The sequence below is a fragment of the Streptomyces sp. NBC_00670 genome (assembly GCF_036226765.1).
In the GTDB taxonomy this organism is placed as follows: Bacteria; Actinomycetota; Actinomycetes; order Streptomycetales; family Streptomycetaceae; genus Streptomyces.
In genome coordinates this window covers 3,798,364-3,819,920 of the sequence record NZ_CP109017.1, presented here as the reverse complement: position 1 = coordinate 3,819,920, position 21,557 = coordinate 3,798,364, and the positions used below count along the sequence as shown (strand labels likewise).

General features: G+C 71.3%; 17 protein-coding genes. 13 read left to right on the top strand and 4 right to left on the bottom strand.

Annotation, left to right across the window (positions count from 1 at the left end; all coding sequences use genetic code 11):
• Positions 1–175: 175 nt before the first annotated feature.
• Positions 176–1,411 (bottom strand): hypothetical protein, encoded by a 1,236-nt coding sequence (locus OIE12_RS17005; RefSeq protein WP_329136223.1) that lies wholly within the window; start codon positions 1,409–1,411, stop codon positions 176–178.
• Between the two features lie 244 nt (positions 1,412–1,655).
• Here OIE12_RS17005 and OIE12_RS17000 point away from each other — a divergent pair, with 244 nt between their 5' ends.
• Positions 1,656–2,564 carry a hypothetical protein gene (locus tag OIE12_RS17000; RefSeq protein ID WP_329136221.1) on the top strand — a complete coding sequence of 303 codons (909 nt, stop codon included), beginning with the start codon at positions 1,656–1,658 and terminating at the stop codon, positions 2,562–2,564.
• Positions 2,565–2,657: 93 nt separating this feature from the next.
• Positions 2,658–3,446, top strand: a complete 789-nt coding sequence (locus OIE12_RS16995; protein WP_329136219.1) for an alpha/beta fold hydrolase — start codon at positions 2,658–2,660, stop codon at positions 3,444–3,446.
• Between the two features lie 4 nt (positions 3,447–3,450).
• Here the strand turns inward: OIE12_RS16995 and OIE12_RS16990 are convergent, their stop codons facing one another.
• Positions 3,451–4,407: an SDR family NAD(P)-dependent oxidoreductase gene (locus OIE12_RS16990; protein ID WP_329136217.1), complete on the bottom strand. Its 957-nt coding sequence runs from the start codon at positions 4,405–4,407 to the stop codon at positions 3,451–3,453.
• Positions 4,408–4,520: 113 nt separating this feature from the next.
• On the opposite strand from OIE12_RS16990, the gene OIE12_RS16985 reads away from it, so the two are divergent.
• Complete coding sequence (locus tag OIE12_RS16985; protein WP_329136215.1) at positions 4,521–5,360, top strand: helix-turn-helix transcriptional regulator; 840 nt, start codon at positions 4,521–4,523, stop codon at positions 5,358–5,360.
• 172 nt (positions 5,361–5,532) lie between these two features.
• The gene (locus OIE12_RS16980; protein ID WP_329136213.1) at positions 5,533–5,979 is read left to right on the top strand and encodes a DUF7144 family membrane protein; all 447 of its coding nucleotides are present in this window, start codon (positions 5,533–5,535) and stop codon (positions 5,977–5,979) included.
• Between the two features lie 68 nt (positions 5,980–6,047).
• On the opposite strand, the gene OIE12_RS16975 is transcribed toward OIE12_RS16980, so the two are convergent.
• On the bottom strand, positions 6,048–8,120 hold the full coding sequence (locus OIE12_RS16975) for a PhoX family protein (protein WP_329136212.1): 2,073 nt from the start codon (positions 8,118–8,120) through the stop codon (positions 6,048–6,050).
• A gap of 267 nt (positions 8,121–8,387) precedes the next feature.
• Between OIE12_RS16975 and OIE12_RS16970 the strand changes: the two genes are divergently transcribed.
• The 4 genes from OIE12_RS16970 (at position 8,388) to OIE12_RS16955 (ending at position 15,099) form a co-directional block, all read left to right on the top strand.
• On the top strand, positions 8,388–9,680 hold the full coding sequence (locus OIE12_RS16970) for a VWA domain-containing protein (protein WP_329136210.1): 1,293 nt from the start codon (positions 8,388–8,390) through the stop codon (positions 9,678–9,680).
• Positions 9,681–9,776: 96 nt separating this feature from the next.
• On the top strand, positions 9,777–11,393 hold the full coding sequence (gene metG, locus OIE12_RS16965; RefSeq protein WP_329136208.1) for a methionine--tRNA ligase: 1,617 nt from the start codon (positions 9,777–9,779) through the stop codon (positions 11,391–11,393).
• Between the two features lie 297 nt (positions 11,394–11,690).
• Positions 11,691–13,907, top strand: coding sequence for a protein kinase domain-containing protein (locus tag OIE12_RS16960; protein WP_329136206.1), 2,217 nt, complete (start codon positions 11,691–11,693; stop codon positions 13,905–13,907).
• Positions 13,908–14,205: 298 nt separating this feature from the next.
• The gene (locus OIE12_RS16955; RefSeq protein WP_329136204.1) at positions 14,206–15,099 is read left to right on the top strand and encodes a hypothetical protein; all 894 of its coding nucleotides are present in this window, start codon (positions 14,206–14,208) and stop codon (positions 15,097–15,099) included.
• Positions 15,100–15,118: 19 nt separating this feature from the next.
• On the opposite strand, the gene OIE12_RS16950 is transcribed toward OIE12_RS16955, so the two are convergent.
• Positions 15,119–15,961 (bottom strand): alpha/beta fold hydrolase, encoded by an 843-nt coding sequence (locus OIE12_RS16950; protein ID WP_329136202.1) that lies wholly within the window; start codon positions 15,959–15,961, stop codon positions 15,119–15,121.
• Between the two features lie 146 nt (positions 15,962–16,107).
• Between OIE12_RS16950 and OIE12_RS16945 the strand changes: the two genes are divergently transcribed.
• From OIE12_RS16945 to OIE12_RS16925, 5 genes are all read left to right on the top strand, one after another.
• Complete coding sequence (locus OIE12_RS16945) at positions 16,108–17,562, top strand: AAA family ATPase (protein WP_329136200.1); 1,455 nt, start codon at positions 16,108–16,110, stop codon at positions 17,560–17,562.
• Positions 17,563–17,708: 146 nt separating this feature from the next.
• Positions 17,709–18,272, top strand: coding sequence for a hypothetical protein (locus OIE12_RS16940; protein ID WP_329136198.1), 564 nt, complete (start codon positions 17,709–17,711; stop codon positions 18,270–18,272).
• A 13-nt stretch (positions 18,273–18,285) separates the two neighbouring features.
• Positions 18,286–19,611, top strand: a complete 1,326-nt coding sequence (locus OIE12_RS16935; protein WP_329136196.1) for a peptidoglycan-binding domain-containing protein — start codon at positions 18,286–18,288, stop codon at positions 19,609–19,611.
• A complete protein-coding gene (locus tag OIE12_RS16930; RefSeq protein ID WP_329136194.1) occupies positions 19,608–20,339 on the top strand; it encodes an ABC transporter ATP-binding protein in 732 nt (243 codons plus the stop codon). The genes OIE12_RS16935 and OIE12_RS16930 overlap by 4 nt, the downstream gene beginning before the upstream one ends.
• Entirely contained in the window at positions 20,336–21,544 is a 1,209-nt protein-coding gene (locus tag OIE12_RS16925) for an ABC transporter permease (RefSeq protein WP_329136192.1), read from the top strand. The genes OIE12_RS16930 and OIE12_RS16925 overlap by 4 nt, the downstream gene beginning before the upstream one ends.
• Positions 21,545–21,557: the final 13 nt, after the last annotated feature.

Below are 21,557 nucleotides of genomic sequence, written 5' to 3'. Positions count from 1 at the left end.
CCATTGAGGAGTTTCTCGGCCGCGACGCTCCACCCGGCACGGGGCTTCGCCCCGTTTCGCGCGGTTCCCCGCGCCCCTGAAAGACTGGGGCCGGCCCCCGATCTTTCAGGGGCGCGGGGCTGTGTCGATGTGCGGCTCCGCCGCGTGAGCGCGACAAGCCACGACGCACCCGCAGCTAGGAAACGTGCTGTACCGACGGCTCGCCGCTCGTCGGGTCCACCCCGTCGAGTTGCTTGAGTCGCTCCCGTACGTGCGCGAGCGCACCCTCACGCCGCCCCGGAACCCGCTCGCGCAACTCGGCCAGCTGCGCCCCGAGTTCGCGGGAGTGCTCCACGTCCTCGATCCGCGCCCACTGATGGTGGGCGTGATCCACCGCGTTCTCGACCGCCACCGCGTCCGGCGCCTGCCGGGCCCACAGCCGGGTCGTGGCCACCGCGAGCCAGGTACGGCAGCTGCGCACCGGGTCCCCCGCGAACATCGCGAGGTCCGCCCGTACCTCGGACCAGTGCAACGCCTCCTCGGAGGCGGGCCCGTGCGCGCTCAGCGCCTCCTCCTCGTACCGCGCGGCCAGCGCCTCCGCCTCCTCGTGCCGTTCGGCCTGGACGGCGGCGGTGAGGGCGGCGTGCGGATCGGGCTCCGCCGGCGCGGGCACCGGTTCGGGCACGGCGGGCGCGGCCCCGGGCACAGGCGCCGGCACCGCCTCCGCACCCGGTGCCGGCCTCGGCACGGGCACCGGAGCCGCGACCGGTGCCGGCACCGCCGCCCCGGCGCCCGCCCCCGCGTCCCACGTCAGGACGACGTCCCCGTACGCCCCCGTCTCCTCCGCCAGCCGCGCCAGCGCCTGCTGGTGGAGCTGGGGGAGCGGCGGCCGGTGGCCGCTGCGCAGCAGCGTGGCGACCGCCTTCATGTACGTCGGCGCCGCGACCGACCGGCGCGGCGGGGGCGGCGCCAGGCGCCCGTACAGGCTCACGCCCGGCCCGGCGGTGAGCGGCCGGGCGGCGAGGTGCTGCCAGGTCTCCGGGTCGGCGTGCAGGTCGACGACGAGCGACGTGGCGCCCGGCGGCCGCAGCCGCAGCTCCTCGGTGATCCACTGCCAGGGGAAGCCGGTGTAGCGCACGGTCGCCGGCGTGGAGCGGGCCAGCGCCACGTGCGGAAGGTGCTGGCGCCGGTCGAGCTGGAGCTGGCCGGTGAGGAAGACGGTGAGCGGCGCGGGCGCGGCGGCGGCGGCCCGCAGCCGGGTCAGCACGGCCTGCGGTTCCAGCGGGTCGGCGAGCTCGACGACATTGGCGGTCTCCGTGCCGGACAGCACCGCCGGGGCGACCGCCGCGAGGACGGGGAGCACGGAGGCCGCGTCCACGAGGCGCCCCTTGCCCGCCGGTGAGGCCGCGAGGAGCAGCACGGTTCCGGGCATCGTTCCCTCCCCCATCGAATGCATCGAACGCATCTGAACGCACCCGACGCACCTGAACGCATCCGGATCCTTCCGTATGCGTCGGTCACGCAGGTGCGCGTACGTCCGTCCAGCACGGTAACCCGCTGGGGGCCCCGGCGGGGGCGTCGGGGGCGCGAACATCCGATGCCGGGGCCGCAGTCGGCCCACCCCGATCAGCCCATTCCCGCTCGCCCCCGGCCCGCCGCTCCGCTTCGCTTGACCCGTGTCCCGGAGTTCCGCCCGTCCCCCGATCGCCGCCCTCCTCCTCGTCATCGCCTGCCTGCTCGTCCCGCTGTCCGTCCTCGCGGTCTGGGCCACCCACGGCATCGGGGACACCGCCCGCTACGCCGCCACCACCGCGCCGCTGGCCACCGACACCGAGGTGCGCGACGCCATCGCCGCGGCCGTCACGGACGACATCATGCGGGAGATCGACGTGGGACCCCCGCTGCGCGCCCCCGTGCACGCCTACGTGCACGACGCCGTCGTCTCCTTCACCGGCACCGAGGCGTTCCGCTCCGCCTGGGGCACCGCCAACCTCGCCGCCCACGACGCCGTGCTTGACGCCCTGCGCGGCGACGGGGACCGGGACGTCCCCGTCACCCTCGACCTCGCCCCCGCGACCCGGCAGTTGAAGGAGCAACTGGTCGACGACCACGTGCCGTTCGCGGAGCGCATCCCCGTCGAACACACCCGTATCACCCTGCTCCCCGCCGACCGTCTGACCCTGTTCCGGAAGGGGTTCCACGTGCTCGAATTCGCCGGTTTCTGGCTGCCGCTGGCCACGCTGGTGTGCGCCGTCGCGGGCATCGTCGTCGCGGTGTCCCGGCGCCGCGCGGTGATCGCCGTCGGGCTCGGCACCGCGCTCGGCGCCGCGCTGCTGGCGCTCGCCGTCCTCGTCGGCCGGGTGCTGACCCTCTCCGGGCTGCCGGACGACGTCTCGCAGCCGGCCGCGGGCGCGGTCTACGACGCGCTCACCGACACCCTGCGCACGGTCTCCTGGGCCCTGCTCACTACCGGTCTCGCCGTCGCCGCCGCGGCCTGGCTCACGGGCCGGTACGCACGCCGCGGGCAGCCACCGGCGACGCCGGTGCCGGTCCCGGCGGACCCGCCGACCCGGGCCCACGTCTGACCCGACGCGCACCCGCACGAGCGCCGCGCGAGCCGCCCGCGTCCGGGCGGATCTCCGTTGCCCCGGCCCCGATCCCGACCCTAGGGTCGCCCCATGCCCCCCTTCCTCGCCTGCGAGGACACCGGGAACCCCACCGGTGCCCTCCCCCTGGTCCTGGTCCACGGCCACCCCTTCGACCAGAGCATGTGGGCGCCCCAGCTCGCCGCCTTCTCCGCCGGCCGCCGGGTGATCGCCCCCGACCTGCGCGGCTACGGCGCCTCCCCCGTGCCGGACGGCACCGACGCCGTCACCCCCCTGTCCGTCTTCGCCGACGACATCGCCGCCCTCCTGGACGACCTCGGCGTCGAACGCTGCGTGCTCGGGGGCCTGTCCATGGGCGGCCAGATCGTCATGGAGTGCTGCGCCCGCTTCCCCGACCGCATCGCCGGCCTCGTCCTCGCCGACACCTCCCCCACCGCCGAGACCGACGCCGGCCGCGAGGCCCGCAACGCCATGGCCGACCGTCTGCTGCGCGAGGGCATGGGCGGGTACGCCGACGAGGTGCTGTACAAGATGGTCGCGCCGTACGCGGACCCCGAGGTCGCCGCGCACGTCCACCGCATGATGACGGCGACCGACCCGAGGGGCGCCGCGGCGGCCCTGCGCGGCCGGGCCCTGCGCCCCGACTACCGCGATCTGCTCACCCGCCTCCCCGTGCCGGCCCTCGTCGTGGTCGGCACGGACGACGAGTTCACGCCCGTCCCGGACGCCGAGGCCATGCACGCCGCCCTCCCCTCCTCGACCCTGGAAGTGATCGAGGGCGCCGCCCACCTGCCCAACCTGGAACGCCCGAGGGCCTTCAACGCGGCCCTGGAGCGGTTCCTGGCGACGCTGGACGCCTGACGCATCAGCTCAACGGACTCACCTCCGCGAGGAGTTGTTCCGTCGCCTCCCACAACCGCCGCTCCCGCTCCCGGTCGTGGGCGACGGGACGCACCTCCGTCACCCTGTCCTTCAGCACGAACGCGCCGTCCCGCAGCCCGGCCCACCGGTCGTCGAGCACGACCGAGGCCAGCTTCGGGCCGGAGCCCTCCGGGGTCGACACCCCGGGCAGCCGGCCCAGTCCGCGCCCCATCGCCTGGAAGACGGCGGGCGCGCCCCGGCTCAGCGCGCTGCCGGGCATCCATCCCGGCTCGAACACCAGCACGTTGACGCCGGTCGCGGCACGGCGCTGGAGCTCGTGGGCGTAGTACAGGAGCGCGAGCTTGGCGTCGGCGTAGGCGGTGCCGGACGCGGTGAAGCCGGGGTTCTTGTCGCCGGTCGCGGGCCGGGCGAGTTCGAGGGGGTCGCGCCACTTCGCCTCGGGTACGCCCATCAGCTTGCGGTAGAGGTTGGCGCTGTAGACGTTCGAGCCGAGCAGGACGACGCGGGCGGGCGCGGCGAGCGAGCCGAGCAGCTCGCCGATGAGCAGGGCGTGGGCCAGGTAGTTGACGGCGAACGTCAGCTCGTGGCCGTCGGCGGTCGCGGTGCGGACGTCGGCCGACATGGTCCCGGCGTTGGCGACGAGCGCGCGCAGCGGCCGTACCGCCCCGGCGTCGAGCAGGGCGCGGGCGTCCGCCGCGGCGGCGCGCACGTCGGAGAGCCGGGCCAGGTCGCAGCCGATCCCGTGGACCCGCGCCCCGAGGGCACGCGCCTCGTCGGCGACCCGGGTGAGGTCCGCGCCGACGCGGCCCACCAGCAGCAGGTCGGGGCGGTCGGCCGCCGGGCGGCCGGCCATGGCGAGGACGGCGGACCGGCCCAGGCCCCGGGTCGCTCCGGTGAGCAGGACGGTGCCGGCGCCGATGCCGGATTCGGTGGTGGTCATGGGTCCGACCCTCCGCGAACGGGCGGTGCTCAGCCAGCCGTCCCGTTGTCCTGGGTATGCCAGGGCCAGGACAAGGGCGGGACAACGGCGGCGCTCCGGCGCACACTGGGGCCATGGAGACGTGGGAGTTCGGCCGGACGGTACGCCGCTGGCGCGAACGCGTCACGCCGGAGAGCGCGGGCGTCCCCGTCGGCCGGCGCCGACGCGCTCCCGGGCTCCGCCGCGAGGAACTCGCCGCGCTCGCCGGGGTCTCGGCCGACTATCTGACCCGGCTCGAACAGGGCCGGGCGACCGCGCCCTCCGCCCAGGTGGTGGAGGCGCTCGCGCGGGCGCTGCGCCTGTCCGAACCGGAACGGGAGCTGCTGTACCGGCTGGCCGGACACACCGTCCCCGGCCCCGAGGTCGTCCCCTCCCGGCTCGCGCCGAGCGTGCGCCGGCTGCTGGACCGGCTGGCGCACACCCCGGTCGCCGTCCACGACGCCAGCTGGAACCTGCTCCTCGCCAACGGCCCGTACGACGCGCTGATGGGCGCCACGTCCGCCTGGCGCGGCCTCGAGCGCAACGCCGTCTGGCGCAACCTCGCCGGACCGGCCGGCCGTGTCGTGCACACCGCGCGGGAGCAGGCCGAGCACGAGGCGCGGCTCGTCGCCGACCTGCGGCTGACCGCGCTGCGCTACCCGGGCGACCGGGCGCTGCGACGGCTCGTCGGCGCGCTCGCCGAGGCCGCCCCGCGCTTCACCGAGCTGTGGGACGCCGACGTCCCGCCGCCCCTGCCGGGCCCCTCCCGGCGCAAACTCGTGGAACATCCCGCGGCCGGCCGGATGACGCTCGACTGCGACACGCTCCTGGACGCCCTCGACGATCTGCGCATCACCGTCTACACCGCCGAGCCCGGCACGCGGGACGCCGAACGCCTCGCGGTGGCGCTGGGCACCGGGGCCCTCGTCGAGTAGGCCACGGGCCGACCTCTTCGCACGCAGGTACGAATACCGTCACCCGTTCGGCCCAGCCCCCCGCGCATCCGTCCCCCTTCCGGGTGAAGCTGCCGGTGAAGGCACCCACCTGGTCGGCCGAGCGGACGCCGAGGGCCGACCGGCCGAGGAGAAGCCCAGGAGACGAGGCCCCATGGTCCAGTACACCTCTTCCACCCCGCATCAGCGCCGCTCCGCCTGGGCGACCGGCGGCACGGTCTTCGCCGGCGTGCTGATGATGGTCACCGGCATCCTCGGCGTGCTCAACGGCATCGCCGGGATCGCCACGAACGACGTGTACGCGCACGTCGGCGACTACGTGTACAAGTTCAGTCTCACCGGCTGGGGCTGGATCCACCTGATCATCGGCGCGCTGCTGGCGCTGGCCGGCTGGGCGGTGCTCTCCGGCGCCGCATGGGGCCGCGCGCTCGGCATCGCGCTGGCGGCCCTCTACATGATCGAGTGGTTCCTCTTCCTGCCGTACGCCCCCGTCTGGGCGCTCATCTCCATCGCCCTGGGCGGCTTCGTGATCTGGTCCCTGGCCACCTCGGACCGGGCCGCCACCGGCAAGGACCGGACGACGCCCACCTCGCCCCGGTAGCGCGGACCCGGGCGGGGGCGCGGCCGTCCACCAGGCCGCGCCCCCGCCCTCCCCCGGCTTGCCGGAGCTCAGACGCCGACGTCCTCCCCGTCCGCGCGCCACACCGCGACGACCGCCGGGCGGACGATGCGGCCGGGGCCGTCGGGCCAGGTGCTGGCGGGCCGGTCCACCGTCGCCCCGTCGACCTCTCCCGGGTGCTGCACGGCCACCAGGACCCGGCGGTCCTGCACCAGCGGGCCGCAGGTCTCGGCGCCGGTCGGCACGGTCAGGAACTGCTTCAGCTCCCCGCGCCGGTCGCCCTGCACCGCGACGCCGAACAGGCCGTCGTGGGAGCCGAGCTGGTTGCCGTCGGTGGAGATCCACAGGTTGCCGTGCGGGTCGAAGGCGACGTTGTCCGGGCAGGAGATCGGGCTGACCCGGTCCTTGGGGAAGCCCGCGAAGTAGGTGGAGGAGTCCTCCGGGTCGCCCGCGACCAGGAACAGCGACCAGCCGAACGTGGTGGCGTCCGCGCGGTTGCGGCGCTCGGTGAGCTCCAGGACGTGCCCGTGCTTGTTGGCGTTGCGCGGGTTGGGCTCGTCGGCGGCGGCGTACCCGCTCTTGCCGCGGTTGGTGTTGTTGGTGAGCGCCACGTACACCTTGCCGGTGCGCGGGGAGGGCTCGATGTCCTCGGGGCGGTCCATCTTGGTGGCGCCCGCCTTGTCACCGGCCAGGCGCGTGAAGACGAAGACCTCCTCGGCCGTCATGCCGTCGACGTGCGAGACGGCGCCCTTGGCGGTGGCGGTGGCCAGCGGGATCCACTCGCCGCCGCCGTCGAACTCGCCGTCGGCGGGCAGCTTCCCGGTGCCGTCGATGTCGCTCGCGGGCGAGTCGCCGGTCAGGCGGGCGACGTAGAGGGTGCCCTCGTCGAGGAGGGTGAGGTTGTGCTCGCGGGCGGCGCGGCTGTTGCCCTTGCGCATCCGCTTGCTGCCGACGAACTTGTAGAAGTAGTCGAACCGTTCGTCGTCGCCGGTGTAGACGACGGGCCGGCCGTCGTCGGTCATCCGCACGGTGGCCGCCTCGTGCTTGAAGCGGCCGAGCGCGGTGTGCTTGCGGGGCGTGGAGTCGGGGTCGTACGGGTCGAACTCGACGACGTAGCCGAAGCGGTGGACCTCGTTGGGCTCCTGGGCGAGGTCGAACCGCTTGTCGAACCGCTCCCACTTGCGCTCGGTGGCGCCGGTGCCGATCCCGTACCGGGTGTCCGTGGCGCGGGAGCCGTTCGCGAAGTACTGGTTGAAGTTCTCCTCGCCGTGCAGCGTGGTGCCCCACGGGGTGGTGCCGCCGGAGCAGTTGTTGAGGGTGCCGAGCACCTTGCGGCCGGTGCGGTCGGCGGAGGTCTTCAGCAGGTCCGAGCCGGCGGCGGGACCGGTGAGGCGGAACTCGGTGGTGGCGGTGACGCGCCGGTTGAGGTGGTGCCGGGGCACGGCGACGAGCCGCCCGGTCCGCCGGTCCCCCTCCACCACGACGGCGGACAGCCCGTGCGCGGCCCAGGCGACCTCGACCTGCTGCCGGGTCGGGTTCTCGGCGTCGTACCCCCGGAACATCAGGATCTCGTCCGTGTACTCGTGGTTGGCGACGAGCAGCTGCCGGCCGTGCTCACCGGGAAGCGGGAGGAGAGCCAGGAAATCGTTGTTGTAACCGAACTGCCCGGCCTGCGCCTTGGCGGTCTGGTGCTCCGGGTCGAAGGCGGGCGCCCCGCGCAGAATCGGTTCTCCCCAACGGATGACGACGTTCTGCCGGTAGCCGTCGGGGATGGTGACCGCGTCGGCGGTGTTCGGCGCGACGGCGTCGAAGCGCAGCCCGCGGGCGGCGCGGCGGCCGCCCTTCCCGGCGGCACCCTGGCCGCCGTGAGCAGCCGGGGTGGCGCTCGCCCCGGAGCCACCGGCGGTGACGCCGACGGCCCCCGTCGCGGCGACCACGGCGGTGACGGCGGCCCCGCGCAGCAGCGCGCGCCGGCGCACGGCACCGGCGATGACGTCGCCCACGTACTCGTTGTCGCTGGTGTTGGGCACCTCGTGGAAGCAGGCGTCACCACAGCGGAACCGACAGGTCAGGGCGGACCGTCCGCCGGGATGCGAGCCGATGAGCGGCAGCAGCTTGGGCACGTTGCACTCCCCATATTTTCCCTTGGTGTCGGCGTGACGTTAGGGGCGGTGCGTGTGCGGGAGCGGGACCCTCGCCCGAACGGCCGGTGAACGCGTGGTGGCCGTACGGCGATGGAATGAACGGACGGGCAGCCGTACGGCGTTCCGGGGCAGCGGGCTACGGCGGTGGTCGTACCCTGCCGAAGATCACCAGCCGTGACCGCTAACCTTACGTGTCCGTCCTGGCCAGGGATTGACGGGCTTCACCTCATGCGAAGGGTTGCGCTGATGGGACTTCTCACTCTTCTGCGGAATGCGTTCGGCCGCTCACGCAAGGGGCGCAAGGACGGAACGGAGAGCGTGGTGACGGCGGAGCCGGAGCGGCTCCCCGCGCAGGAGACGGCACCGGTGGCGGCCCCCGAGGAGCCGGCCCCGGCACCCGCGCCGAAGGTTCCGTCCCCGGCGGCGGAACCGACGCCGGCGCCGAAGCCCACGGCGCACGTGCCGGACCCCCGCCAGGAGAGCGGCGAGAGCCGCGACGAACACGACCTGGTGTCGGCGGCGTTCGACAACGTCACGGTCCCCAAGCCGACAAGGCCGGCGGACGAGACGGAGCCGGCACCGGAACCGAAGCCGGAGCCGGTGGTGACGGAGGAGCCGGAGCCGGTGGCGGCGGAGGAGCCGGAGCCGGTGGCGGCGGAGGAGCCGAAGGCGGCCGAGGCCCTCGAACCGGAGCTGGAACCGGCCCCCGAGCCCGAACCCACAACCGCCCCCGCCCCCACCCCCGAACCCGAACCCGCGGCCGCCAATGACGAGGAACCCCCACAGGGGCCACCCGCACCCGACGACGAGACCGCCACGGGTGGTGCGGGCGGGAAAACAAACGAGGCCGAAGGCGAAGCCGAGGCCGCAAAAAGGAACCCGGCGACGCCCGCGTCGCGCATCCGCACCACCGCCCCCGCCCTCAGCACCGCCTACAAGGCCGCAGGCAACGCCCTCCGCCGCCACGACCTCACCGGCACCCGCGCCAAGGTCCACCTCGTCCTGGACCGCTCCGCCTCCATGCGCCCGTACTACAAGGACGGCTCCGCCCAGGCCCTCGGCGAGCAGACCCTCGCCCTCGCCGCCCACCTGGACCCCGAGGCCACCGTCCACGTCACGTTCTTCTCCACGGAGCTGGACGGCACCGGCGAGCTGACCCTCGCCGCACACGAGAACAAGATCGACGAGCTGCACGCGGGCCTCGGCCGCATGGGCCGTACGAGCTACCACGCCGCCGTCGAGGCGGTCCTCGCCCGGCACGCCGAGGAGCCCGCCGGCACCCCCGCCCTGGTGATCTTCCAGACGGACGGCGCCCCCGACGCGAAGACCCCCGCCACGCAGGCCCTCACGGACGCGGCGGCCAACCACCCCGAGGTCTTCTTCTCCTTCGTGGCGTTCGGCGAGCACGAGAACAAGGCGTTCGACTACCTCCGCAAGCTGAAGACGGAGAACACGTCCTTCTTCCACGCGGGCCCCACCCCCCGGGAGCTCACCGACAAGGAGCTCTACGAGGGCGTACTGGCGACCTGGCGCCCGTAGGCGTCCCGGGGCGGGCGGCGGCCCACGCCATACCCGGCTGCGCCCGCCCCGAAACGCATGTGAAGCCACCATCTCCGGACCAGTAGGATTTCGACCATGGCGGCCACTGGATCCGAGAAGCAGGGGGCGAAGGCGTACTACGTCTCGACCCCCATCTACTACGTCAACGACGCTCCTCACCTGGGCCACGCCTACACGACCGTCGCAGGCGACGTGCTCACCCGCTGGCACCGTCAGCGCGGCGAGAAGGTGTGGTACCTCACCGGCACGGACGAGCACGGTCAGAAGATCATGCGCACGGCCGAGGCGAACGGGGTCACCCCGCAGGCCTGGGCCGACAAGCTCGTCACGGAGTCCTGGGAACCCCTGTGGGAGCACCTGGACATCGCGAACGACGACTTCATCCGCACCACGCAGAAGCGGCACACCGACCGCGTCCAGGAGTTCGTGCAGGACCTGTACGACAAGGGCGAGATCTACAAGGGCGGCTACGAGGGCCCGTACTGCGTGGGCTGCGAGGAGTACAAGCTCCCGGGTGAACTGCTCGACGGCGAGGGCGAGTTCGCGGGCCAGAAGCTGTGCCCGATCCACAAGAAGCCGGTGGAGATCCTCAGCGAGGAGAACTACTTCTTCAAGCTGAGCGAGTACACCGACAAGCTCCTCGCGTACTACGAGGCGAACCCCGGCTTCGTCCAGCCGGAGTCGGCGCGCAACGAGGTCGTGAACTTCGTCCGCCAGGGCCTCCAGGACCTCTCCATCTCCCGTTCGACGTTCGACTGGGGCATCCCGATCCCCTGGGACGAGAAGCACGTGATCTACGTGTGGGTCGACGCGCTGCTGAACTACGCGACGGCGGTCGGCTACAACGAGAACGAGCAGAAGTTCGAGGAGACGTTCCCGGCCGACGTGCACCTGGTCGGCAAGGACATCCTGCGGTTCCACGCGGTGATCTGGCCGGCGATGCTGATGGCGCAGGGCCTGCCGCTGCCGGGGAAGGTCGCGGCGAACGGCTGGCTGATGGTCGGCGGCGAGAAGATGTCGAAGTCGAACCTGACCGGCATCAAGCCGCAGGACCTGACCACGCACTTCGGCGTGGACGCGTACCGGTGGTACTTCCTGCGCGCGATCGCGTTCGGGCAGGACGGCAGTTTCTCGTGGGAGGACTTCTCCGCCCGCTACACCAGCGAGCTGGCGAACGACTACGGCAACCTGGCGTCCCGCGTGGCGGCGATGGTCGGCAAGTACTTCGGCGGCGAACTGCCGGAGTCGGCGGCGGACGGCGAGGCGGAGGCGGCGGTCCACGCCGGCCTGACGAAGGCGGTCGAGACGGCGGACCGCGCGATCGGCGAGGATCTGAACTTCCAGGGCGGCATCCTGGCCATCTTCGACTTCGTCAAGCAGGTCAACGGCTACCTCACGGAACAGGAACCGTGGAAGGTCGCGAAGGACACGTCGCCGGAGGGCAAGGCCCGCCTGGCCACGATCCTCTATACGGCCGCGGAGTCCCTCCGCGCGATGGCGGTCCTCCTGAACCCGATCATGCCCGAAACGAGCCAGAAGCTCTGGGACTCCCTCGGCGCGGAACCGCACCTGGGCCCCCTCGCCGACCAGCACGTCCAGGAGGCCTCCCACTGGGGCCGCCTCCCCGCCGGCGCGACGGTCACCAAGGGCGCGGTCCTCTTCCCCCGCCTGGAAGAGAAGCCGACGGCGTAGAACCGGGCGAGCCTTGCCAGCCATCACCTTGAGGAGGGCCTGGGACAGTTCCCAGGCCCTCCTTCGCGTCCACGCAAAGCCATAGCAAGCGCTCCTGCCTGGTGGTTGCGGGAGAGGCTTCCTCACCTCGTGATCGCTATCGAGCAGACTCGTGGCACCCATCGTCGTGTCTCACCAGGTTCGATGAGTCACGCGATTTTCTGCGTACGCGCCTCTACCGCAAAGCCTTGACCGCGCTACAGTGTCCTGCCACAGATCAGCGGACCGTGCCTTCCACTACACGCCTGGGGGAGCCAAGTGAACAAGGCCGTGATCGTAGGTATCGACAGTTATCCCAACGCACCGTTGTTCGGCTGCGTAAACGATGCCAAGGACATCGCAGACTGCCTTACTCTGGAACAGTACGACTTCGACAGTAAGCTTTTACTCAACGGTCGCGCCACTCGCAGCAACGTTCTGCGGCACCTGCACGAGTTGGCCTATGGCGAGCAGGAAGGCGGTACTCTCCTATTCTATTTCGCCGGACATGGACAAGTCCTCGGGCAAGCGGGAAACCTCGTCACACACGACGCTGAAAGGTTCGACCCGGGTATCTCACTCAGCCATCTGGCACAGATCATGGAATCGGCCAGCGGCAATTTTGACCATGTGGTTACTATCCTCGACTGTTGCCACGCTGGTTCCGCATACAACTGGTCGAACAGTAGGCCACTACAGGCCGGAGACATCGAGCGAGAAGTCCCGGCGGTGAATGAGAGTCGCTGCATCCTCGCAGCCTGCCGCCCCGAAGAAGGGGCACAGGAAAGACGCGGCCGCGGTATTTTTACCGACGCTCTGACCAGTGCGATGCTCGGAGACGCGGTCAACTGGAACGGCGATGTCACACTACTAGGCATCTACGAGTACATCACCGCAGCCCTCTCTTCGGACTCACAGACCCCAGTCTTCAAGGGCGACATCGCGGGGACTGTGGTGCTTGGCACAGGATTCCCCAAGCGGGAAGGACCGCCTATCGACAGAAGTGAACTATCCCAGAATCTCGCCAAAGCGCACCATCTCGTCGACCAATACCACTACCTTCAACTGTCCGAACTGTCCGAACGAAACGTCCGCCTCCAGCAAGGTTCCAGGAAGTGTTCCGTCGAACTGGAGCGGGTGGTCCACTGGTTCGATGAGACCGAGAAGGCCCTCCCGGATCTACGACGCAACACAGACTGGTCAAACCTGGTCGCCCGGGTGCGCGAATTCAGGAAAAATCTCGCTGACATCAGCGTCGGCGAGGAGACCCGGTTCGGCCGCGTTCTAAGACACCTGGGGCATGGCGGATACGGGCACGTGTGGGAGTTGGAGGGAGAGGACGGCAGACGCTATGCCATGAAGGTTTTCCATGGCAACGAACTCGACGACGAGGTGAAAGTTCGGCGTTTCGCAAACGGATACTATAACATGCGGAAGCTGAAGCACCCTTACATCGTGAGGGTGCATGAAATGCTGGCTGCACCTTACGGGTTCCTGATGGACTCAATCCCCGGAGACAATCTGAGAAAGGCTTATATTGATCGCACGGATCCCGAGGCCGTCCTCCAATTGATGATCGACGTCTGCGAGACCGTGCAGCACGCTCATTCTCAATCGGTCAGGCACCGAGACATAAAGCCAGAAAACATTATCGCCGACTATGACGACAGTGGCCGCCTAGCGCCTTACCTGACCGACTTCGACCTCGCGTACCACGAGACAAACCGCACGGTCACGACAAACATTGGCGTTGGTGGCGTTATCAACTATGCCGCTCCTGAGCAATTGTTCGAACCCAACGCGAGGACGGCCCGCAGCGAAACTGTGGACGTCTTCAGCCTCGCCCAGTTGATGTTCTTCGTGATCACAGGAAGAGACCCCAGCGGCGAGAACTTCGCCAAGAATCTGGAGATTCTCACTCACGACCTTGGCAGTTGGATCGATGACCGTGCCGCCAAAGCCCTCATCGACCTCTACCGAAGCTCCACTTCTAAGCAGCCGAGCGAACGGCCGCAAACTGTCGTGGACTTCGTAAGTGAACTGCGTCGCGCAGAATCCGTAATTCAGGTCGCCAGTGGAACGGACAAAATAACCGAAGAAGATCTCTGCCGCCGCATCGGCCAGCTGTACGCCGGGCTCAACAACTACTCGGCAACCGAGGGTGAATGTCGGATGAACAGCCGATCCGGCCAAGTGGAGATAGTGGCTCGAATCAGAAACATCAACAGCAAGGGTATGGCATCCCTAGAACTCGAATGTGCTGTCACCGACAAGATTCCGGTACCTTCCCTGAAATCGGGGCGGTCGGCTCGTGACTCCATAAACATGCGCCTGGACAGAGTCGTCGCCAAACTGCCCGGAGTCCAGCGGCATGCCGGCAACAAGGGTGCCTATCAAGTCTATTTCAATGTGAACGACGTCACACTGGACGTCGGGGGCGTAAATCGTGTGGCTGACATCCTCGCCAAAGTCGTGGCGGGTATTGAGCAGTGGTAGACACCATCCTTCTGCGCGACAACCAAGTCCTGTGCCTGTCCCGCCTCCGATGCCACAAGAATTTTTGGCTCGCACCACAGGCGACCACTGAGGTCAGCTAGGTCCGGGCTCAGGCAGCGAGTTGTGCGCAGGGACTTCACTCGCGCCATTGCGGCGAGTTGAGAGGCCTCGTCAGGGGTCTGGGCCGAACTGACCACCGGCACCCCGATCGTCGCCTGAACTCCCACTCGCACCCCGAACGGGTGAACGTCGCCGTTCACCCGGGCGGCGCACACGTTGATCCACCTAGGTTGCACACATGGTCACATCGACACATGAGGTCTCTCACCGGATCTTTCAGGAGCATCCGGAAGTCCTCGCCCCCGTCTTCGAGGCGCTGGGGCTGCCGCCACCGGCGAAGGCCCTGATCAACGCGCTCACGCCGGATGTCACGGAGATCCGCCCCCTGGAGCGCCGGGTGGACACCGTGCTGAAGGTCGACCCTTCCGAGGGGGACGGCTTCCTCATCGCCGTCGAGGCCCAGACGAAGAGGTCTCCGGACAAACAGATGAACTGGGCCTACTACGTCGCATACCTGTACGCGAAGTTCGGCGTGCCGGTGCTGCTCGTCACGGTCTGCCGGAGCAGGTCGACGGCGAAGTGGGCGGCAGGGCCCTTCGAGTGCCGAGTCGGTCCGTGGTCGACTCAGGTCACACGGCCGTTCGTGCTCGGTCCGGACAACGTCCCCGAGATCACGGACGAGTCGATGGTCGCCCGGGAACCGGCGCTGGCGACGGTCTCCGCCATCGTGCACAGCGAAAGCGGGAAAATCGGCGCCATACTGAACACGCTGGCCCACGGAATGCGGTCGTTCGACGCGGCCACGGCGAAGTACTGGTGCGAGTTCGTGGAAGTGGGCCTGGAGGACACTCCGGCCCGCACGACATGGAAAGGTCTGCAAAAGATGGTCGGCACTTACTTCCCCGGCAGGGGAACACTCTTCGAGGAGACGTTCCTGGAGGGTGAGGCGCGGGGCGAGGCCAAGGGGGTCCTACGGGTCCTGGAGGTACGGGGGATTCCGGTGTCAGATACCGCCCGGGAACGCATCCTCGGTTGCACCGACCTCGCGCTGGTGAGCGACTGGCTGGACCGCGCCGGCACGGTGGAACGTGCGGAGGAGTTGTTCGACGAGGAGGCGTCCGCAGACGCCTGAGGGGCGGACGCGGGGCGGGTCAGGGCGCCGCGAGGAACGCGGCCAGGGCCCCGGCCGTCTCCTGCGGTGCCTCGATCTGCGGGTAGTGGCCGGTGCCCGGGGGCACCGTGAACGTGGCGTGGGGGCGGCGTTCACGGAGGCGGGGGAGGACGTGGGCGCCGCTCACCGGGTCGTCGGGGCCCCATACGAACAGGAGCGGGCCCTCGTACTGTTCGAGTGAGGTGATCCAGCGGGCGGAGTGGGTCCAGCGGTCGTCCATGTAGCGGAGCAGGCGCGGGGCCAGGCGCTGACCGTTCTCGTGGGCCACGGACGTCCACATGTCGTGCAGCACCTCGTCCGGCACGGGCCTGGACAGGACGCCGCGCAGACCGGCGGTGAATCTCTTCTCGTCGGTGAGGCGGGCCAGGAGCGGACCGACGCGGCTGTGCAGCAGTCGCTGCAACGGGACCGGGCGGTGCAGGTCGGGGTAGAGGCCGCCGTTCAGCAGGGCGGTGCGGGTGATACGGCCGGAGTCGCGGGCCAGCAGTTCCTGGGCGACCGAGACCCCGTAGTCGTGGGCGACCAGCATGGTCGCGTCGATCTCCAGGTGGTCCCACAGGGCTTCCACCAGGTCGGCCTGTTCGTGGATCGAGTACCGGTGGCGGCGCGGCTTCGCACTCTGCCCGAAGCCGAGCAGGTCGAGCGTGGTGACCCGGCACCCGGCCGCCACCAGGTGCGGCACGGTCGCCGCCCAGTCGTGGGACGACGTGGGAAAGCCGTGCAGCAACGTCACCGGGCGCCCGGCACCGTCCTGCCGGACGAACAGGCAGTACCCGTTCACCTCCACCTGCCCGCCACCGGCGATCCAGTCGGCATATCTCATGGGTGGTCTCCCCTGCGTCGGCCGGCGACACGGTATCGGTTGGGTGGAGGAGTGGGGGAAAGATCGGCACTGCACGCCGTGGGGCATCTGGGTAGATTAGATCTACGTAGATTCCATCTACCTACCGCCATCCACTGGAGCACGCCATGGCCACCCCCTTCGTAGGTCGCCGGACCGAGCTGGCGGCCCTGCGCAAGCGGCTCGACCGGGTCACCGCCACCGGCGCCGGCACCGCCGTCGCCGTAAGAGGACGGCGGCAGGTGGGGAAGTCACGCCTCGTGCAGGAGTTCTGCGACCGGGCCGGGCGGCCGTACGTGTTCTTCACCGCGACCAAGGGCGCCTCGTCCGTGGAGGGGATCTCCGACTTCCTCACCGAGCTGGAGGAGTCCTCGCTCGCCGTCGATCCCGAGCTGTTGCCGGCGCGCGCGCCCTCGAGTTGGTCCGACGCCTTCCGCCTTCTGGCCGCCGTACTGCCGGACTCCCCTTGCGTCGTCGTCCTCGACGAACTGCCGTGGCTCGCCGAGCAGGACCCCGTGTTCGACGGGGCGCTGCAGACGGCCTGGGACCGGCTGCTCGCCGGCCGCCCCGTGCTCCTGCTGCTGCTCGGCAGCGACCTGCACATGATGGAGCGGTTCACCGCGTACGACCGGCCTTTCTACGGCCGGGCCGACAGCATGGTCCTCGGCCCGCTCAACGTGGCCGAGACGGGCGACGCTCTCGGCCTGGACGCGGCGGACGCCGTCGACGCGCACTTGGTGTCCGGAGGGCTGCCCGGCATCCTGCGCGCCTGGACGCACGCCACCCCCGCCCTCGACTTCGTCCGAGCCGAGTGCGCCGACCCCGCGTCTCCGCTCTTCGGCGTCCCCGAAGCCGCCCTCATGGCCGAGTTCCCGGCACCGGACCAGGCCCGCCGGGTCTTGGAGGCGGTGGGCAGCGGCGACCGTACGCATGCCAACATCGCCGCCACCGCCGGCAGCCGGAGCGGTGCGCTGCCCTCCGGAATACTGTCCCCTCTGCTGCGGCGGCTCACCGACGAGAAGCAGGTGCTCGCCTCGGACGCGCCCCTGTCCACCAGCCCCGGCAAACCCGCCCTCTACCGGGTGGCCGACAGCAACTTGCGCCTCTACCTCGCCGCGCTCCGCTCCGCGCAGGCGCTGTCCCGGCGGGGCCGCCCCGAGGCCGCGTACCGCGTGGTCGAGCGGCGGTGGGCGGCCTGGCGCGGGCGGGCCGTCGAGCCGCTCGTCCGCGAGGCGCTCGAACTGGCGGCCGTCGACGACGACTTCCCCTGGCCCGACGCCGAGGCGGTCGGCGGCTGGTGGAACCGCCGGTTCTCCCCCGAGATCGACCTCGTCGGTGCCGACCGCGCGCCGGTCGCCGGCACCGTCTTCTTCGCCGGGTCCGTGAAGTGGCTCGGCTCGCCCTTCGACCGGCACGACCTGGCCGCGCTCGCTCAGGGTGCCGTCGAGATCCCCGGTTTCGAGCCGGGGGCCGCGCGCCTCGCCGTCGTGTCGCTCACCGGCACGGCGGATGCGGTGACCGGTGACGACGCGGTCGGGCTGGTGTGGGGAGCGCGGGACGTGGTCGACGCCTGGCGGGGGTGAGCGCCGTACCGGCACGGCGAAGACCCGGGCCCGCGACGGTTCTTGATGGGTTCTTCATGGGTTCTTCATGGGTCGCGTTCTACCTTCGTCGCCGGTCGGCCGGGACAGGCCGTGACGGTCGTGACGGTGCGGAGGGGGTCGTGGGGATGGGTGCGCGGTGGTTCGGGGTGTGGGCGGCCGGGGTGGCGGTCGTGGTCGTCGCCGGGTGCGGTGGGGGTGGCGGGGGTGACGGGGAGGTCGCCTCGGCCGGAGGCGGCAAGACCTCCGCCGGGGCCTCCAAGGACTCCTCCAGCGAGCTCGCCGACTACGTCGACGCCCAGCGCAAGTGGGTCGACTGCCTGCGCGAGGCCGGGCTCGACGCGCCCGACCCCGACGCCCACGGCAAGGTCGACCTCGGCGACCAGTCCAAGTGGAAGCGCGACCCCAAGGCGCTCAAGGCGCAGGAAAAGTGCGCCGACCTCAGCGTGCCCGTCCCGGACAGCGTCGAGAAGGCGCAGCAGCCCGAGCTGTCCAAGGACGAGATCCGCAAGAACGAGGAGTACGCCACCTGCATGCAGGAGCACGGCGCCCCCGACTTCCCCGACACCGACGACAGCGGCCACTTCCGTGACGTCACCTGGGACTCGACCTCCGCCGGGGCCAAGCGCGCCACCCGCGCGTGCGCCTCGGTCATCGGCGTCCCGGCCGACGCCCCCTCCGCTCAGGGCTGACGGGGCGGGGGTCATGGAGCAGCTCACGAAGGACGGCGACGTCGACGCCGGGGGCGGTGCGTACGACGTTCCGCCCCGGCGGCGCAAGCCCCTGCTGATCGGTGCCGGCGTGCTCGTCGTCGCCGTCGTCAGTGTCGTCGGCGCGCTCGGGCTCGGCGGGGGCGGCGGCCCGGACGACGACGCCGCCGCGCCCGGGCGCAGCAGTCAGGTCGTCGCGGTCACCCGCGCCACCCTCACCGACCGCACCGAGATCGACGGACAGCTCGGCCACGGGCCCCAAGTGCCCTTCCCGGTCAAGGCCGAGGGCACGGTGACCTGGCTGCCGGCCACCGGGAAGACCGTACGGCGGGGGCAGCAGGTGCTGCGCGTGAACGACCGGCCGGTGGTGCTGCTGTACGGCAGTCTGCCGATGTACCGGGAGCTGGGGGTGCGGCAGCCGACCGCCAGTAACGAAGACACATCCGCCCCGGCCAACGGTGCCAAGGCCTCCTCGGCCGCCTCCCCGGCCGCTTCCCCTTCCGCCCCCGCCGCCCCGGCCGCCGATCCCGCCCCCCTGCACGGCATGGACGTCAAGCAGTTCGAGTCGAACCTCAGTGCGCTCGGGTACTCCGGGTTCACCGTCGACGAGTCGTACACCACGCTCACCGCCAACGCCGTCAAGCGCTGGCAGAAGGATCTGGGGCTGCCGGGGACCGGCCGCGTCGACGCCGGTGACGTCGTGTACGCGCCCGGGCCCGTCCGTATCTCCGGGACCAGCGCCCGGGTCGGGGACGCCGCCTCCGGCAACCCCGTCAGCTACACCAGCACCTCCCGCATGGTCACCGTCAGCGCCCCCGCCAACGACACCGACTGGGCCCGGCGCGGCAGCGAGGTCTCCGTCGAGCTGCCCGACGGGCACACGGTCACCGGCACCGTCGCCAGCCTCGGCTCGGCAGCCTCCTCGTCGTCCGGCGGCGGCGAGGGGGACGACGGAGGGTCCACGAGCGGCGGCTCGGACGGGGGTTCGAGCGGTGGGGGCAGGGCCGCCACCGTCTCCGTCGTCATCACGTTCGACGACCAGGACGCCCTGGGCCGGCTGCAGAGCGGCCCGGTCACCGTCCGGCACACGGAGAAGCAGCGCAAGAACGTGCTGGCCGTCCCCGTCGCCGCGCTCACCGCGCTCGCCGAGGGCGGCTACGGGCTCGAACTCGCCGACGACGGGACGGAAGAGGGCACGAAGGAGGGCGGCTCCGGGGCCGGGCGGTTCGTCGCCGTCAAGACCGGGCTGTTCGCCGGGGGGCGGGTCGAGGTCAGCGGGCCCGACGTGCACGAGGGCATGAAGGTGAGGATCCCCAAGTGACGGCCCAGGGGTACCAGGAACCCCCGGAGACCGTCGTCGCGTTCGAGGGCGTGGCCAAGAGCTACCCGGGCGGCGTCACCGCCGTCGCCGGCGTCGATCTGAGCATCCGGTACGGCGAACTCGTGTGCCTCGTCGGCCCGTCCGGCTCGGGCAAGTCCACGATGCTGCATCTGATGGGCACCCTGGACCGGCCCTCCGCCGGCCGTATCGCGATCGACGGGTACGAGGTCGCCGGGCTGTCCGACCGCGAGCTGTCCGCGCTGCGGGCGCAGCGCATCGGGTTCGTCTTCCAGCAGTTCCACCTGGCCGTGGGCGTGCCCGTGCTCGACACCGTCGCTGACGGGCTGCTGTACGCCGGCGTCCCGGCGCGCGAGCGGCGGCGACGGGCCGCGCGGGCGCTGGCCCGGGTCGGGCTCGACCACCGGCTCGGCCATCTCCCGCACCAGCTCTCCGGGGGTGAGCGGCAGCGCGCGGCGGTCGCCCGCGCCGTGATCGGCGAACCGGCGCTGCTGCTCGCCGACGAGCCCACCGGCAACCTCGACTCCGCGTCCGGCGCCGCCGTCCTCGCGCTGCTGCGCGAATTGCACACGGCGGGCACGACGGTCGTCGTCATCACCCACGACCGGGAGATGGCGCGGGAGTTCGACCGCCGGGTGGAGCTGCGGGACGGCCGGATCGTCGCCGACAGCGCGCACCCGGCGCCCGTGGGAACGGAGGCCGGGCGATGACGGCGCCGGAGAGGGGCCCGCTGCGCCCCGCCCGGCTGCGCCCCGCCGACTTCGTCCGGCTCGGCGGCACCGGCCTGCGCACCCGGCCGCTGCGCGTCTTCCTCTCCGCGCTCGGCATCGCCATCGGCGTCGCCGCGATGGTCGCCGTCGTCGGCATCTCCTCCTCCAGCCGGGCCGAGGTCGACCGCCGGCTCGACGCGCTCGGCACCAACATGCTGCGCGTCGCCCCCGGTCAGGCGCCGGACGGGACGACGACCCGGCTGCCGGCCGAGTCCGTGCCGATGATCCGGCGCATCGGACCGGTCCAGCGGGTCGCGGCGACCGGCGTCCTGAAGGACGCGGCGGTCTACCGCAACCGGCACATCCCCGTCGGCCGCACCAGCAGCGTCCAGGTGGCCGCGGCCTGGTCCGGGCTGCTGCCCGCGGTCGGCGGCGAGCTGCGGACCGGGCGGTGGCTGACGGAGGCGACCGAGGAGTACCCGGCGGTGGTGCTCGGCGCGCAGGCGGCCCGCCGGCTCGACGTCTACACGCCCGGCACCCGGCTGTGGCTCGGCGGCCAGTGGTTCGCCCTGGTCGGCGTGCTCGACCCGGTGCCGCTCGCACCGGAGATCGACGGCTCGGCCCTGGTCGGACGGCAGGCCGCGCGCACCTACCTGGGCTTCGACGGGCATCCGTCGACCGTGTACGTACGGACCCGCGACGACCGGGTCGGCGCCGTGCGCGACGTCCTGGCGGCCACCGCCAACCCGGAGAAGCCGAGCGGGGTGCTGGTCTCCCGGCCCTCGGACGCGCTCGCCGCCCGCGAGGCCGCGGAGTCGACGCTGACCGGGCTGCTGCTCGGCCTGGGCTCGGTGGCACTGCTGGTGGGCGGGGTCGGGGTCGGCAACACCATGGTCATCTCGGTGCTGGAGCGCCGGCCCGAGATCGGCCTGCGGCGCGCCCTGGGGGCGACCAGCGGGCAGATCCGGGGGCAGTTCGTGTCGGAGTCACTGCTGCTGTCCGCGCTGGGCGGACTGGGCGGAACGGTCCTCGGCACGGCGATCACGGGGGTGTTCGCGTCGGTGCGGGGGTGGCCGACGGAGGTGCCGGTGTGGGCGACGGGGGCGGGGCTCGGGGTGACGCTGCTGATCGGTGCGGTGGCGGGGCTGTACCCGGCGGTACGGGCGGGGCGCCTGGCCCCTACGCAGGCGTTGGCGGGGCCGTAGGGCGCCTCGTGGG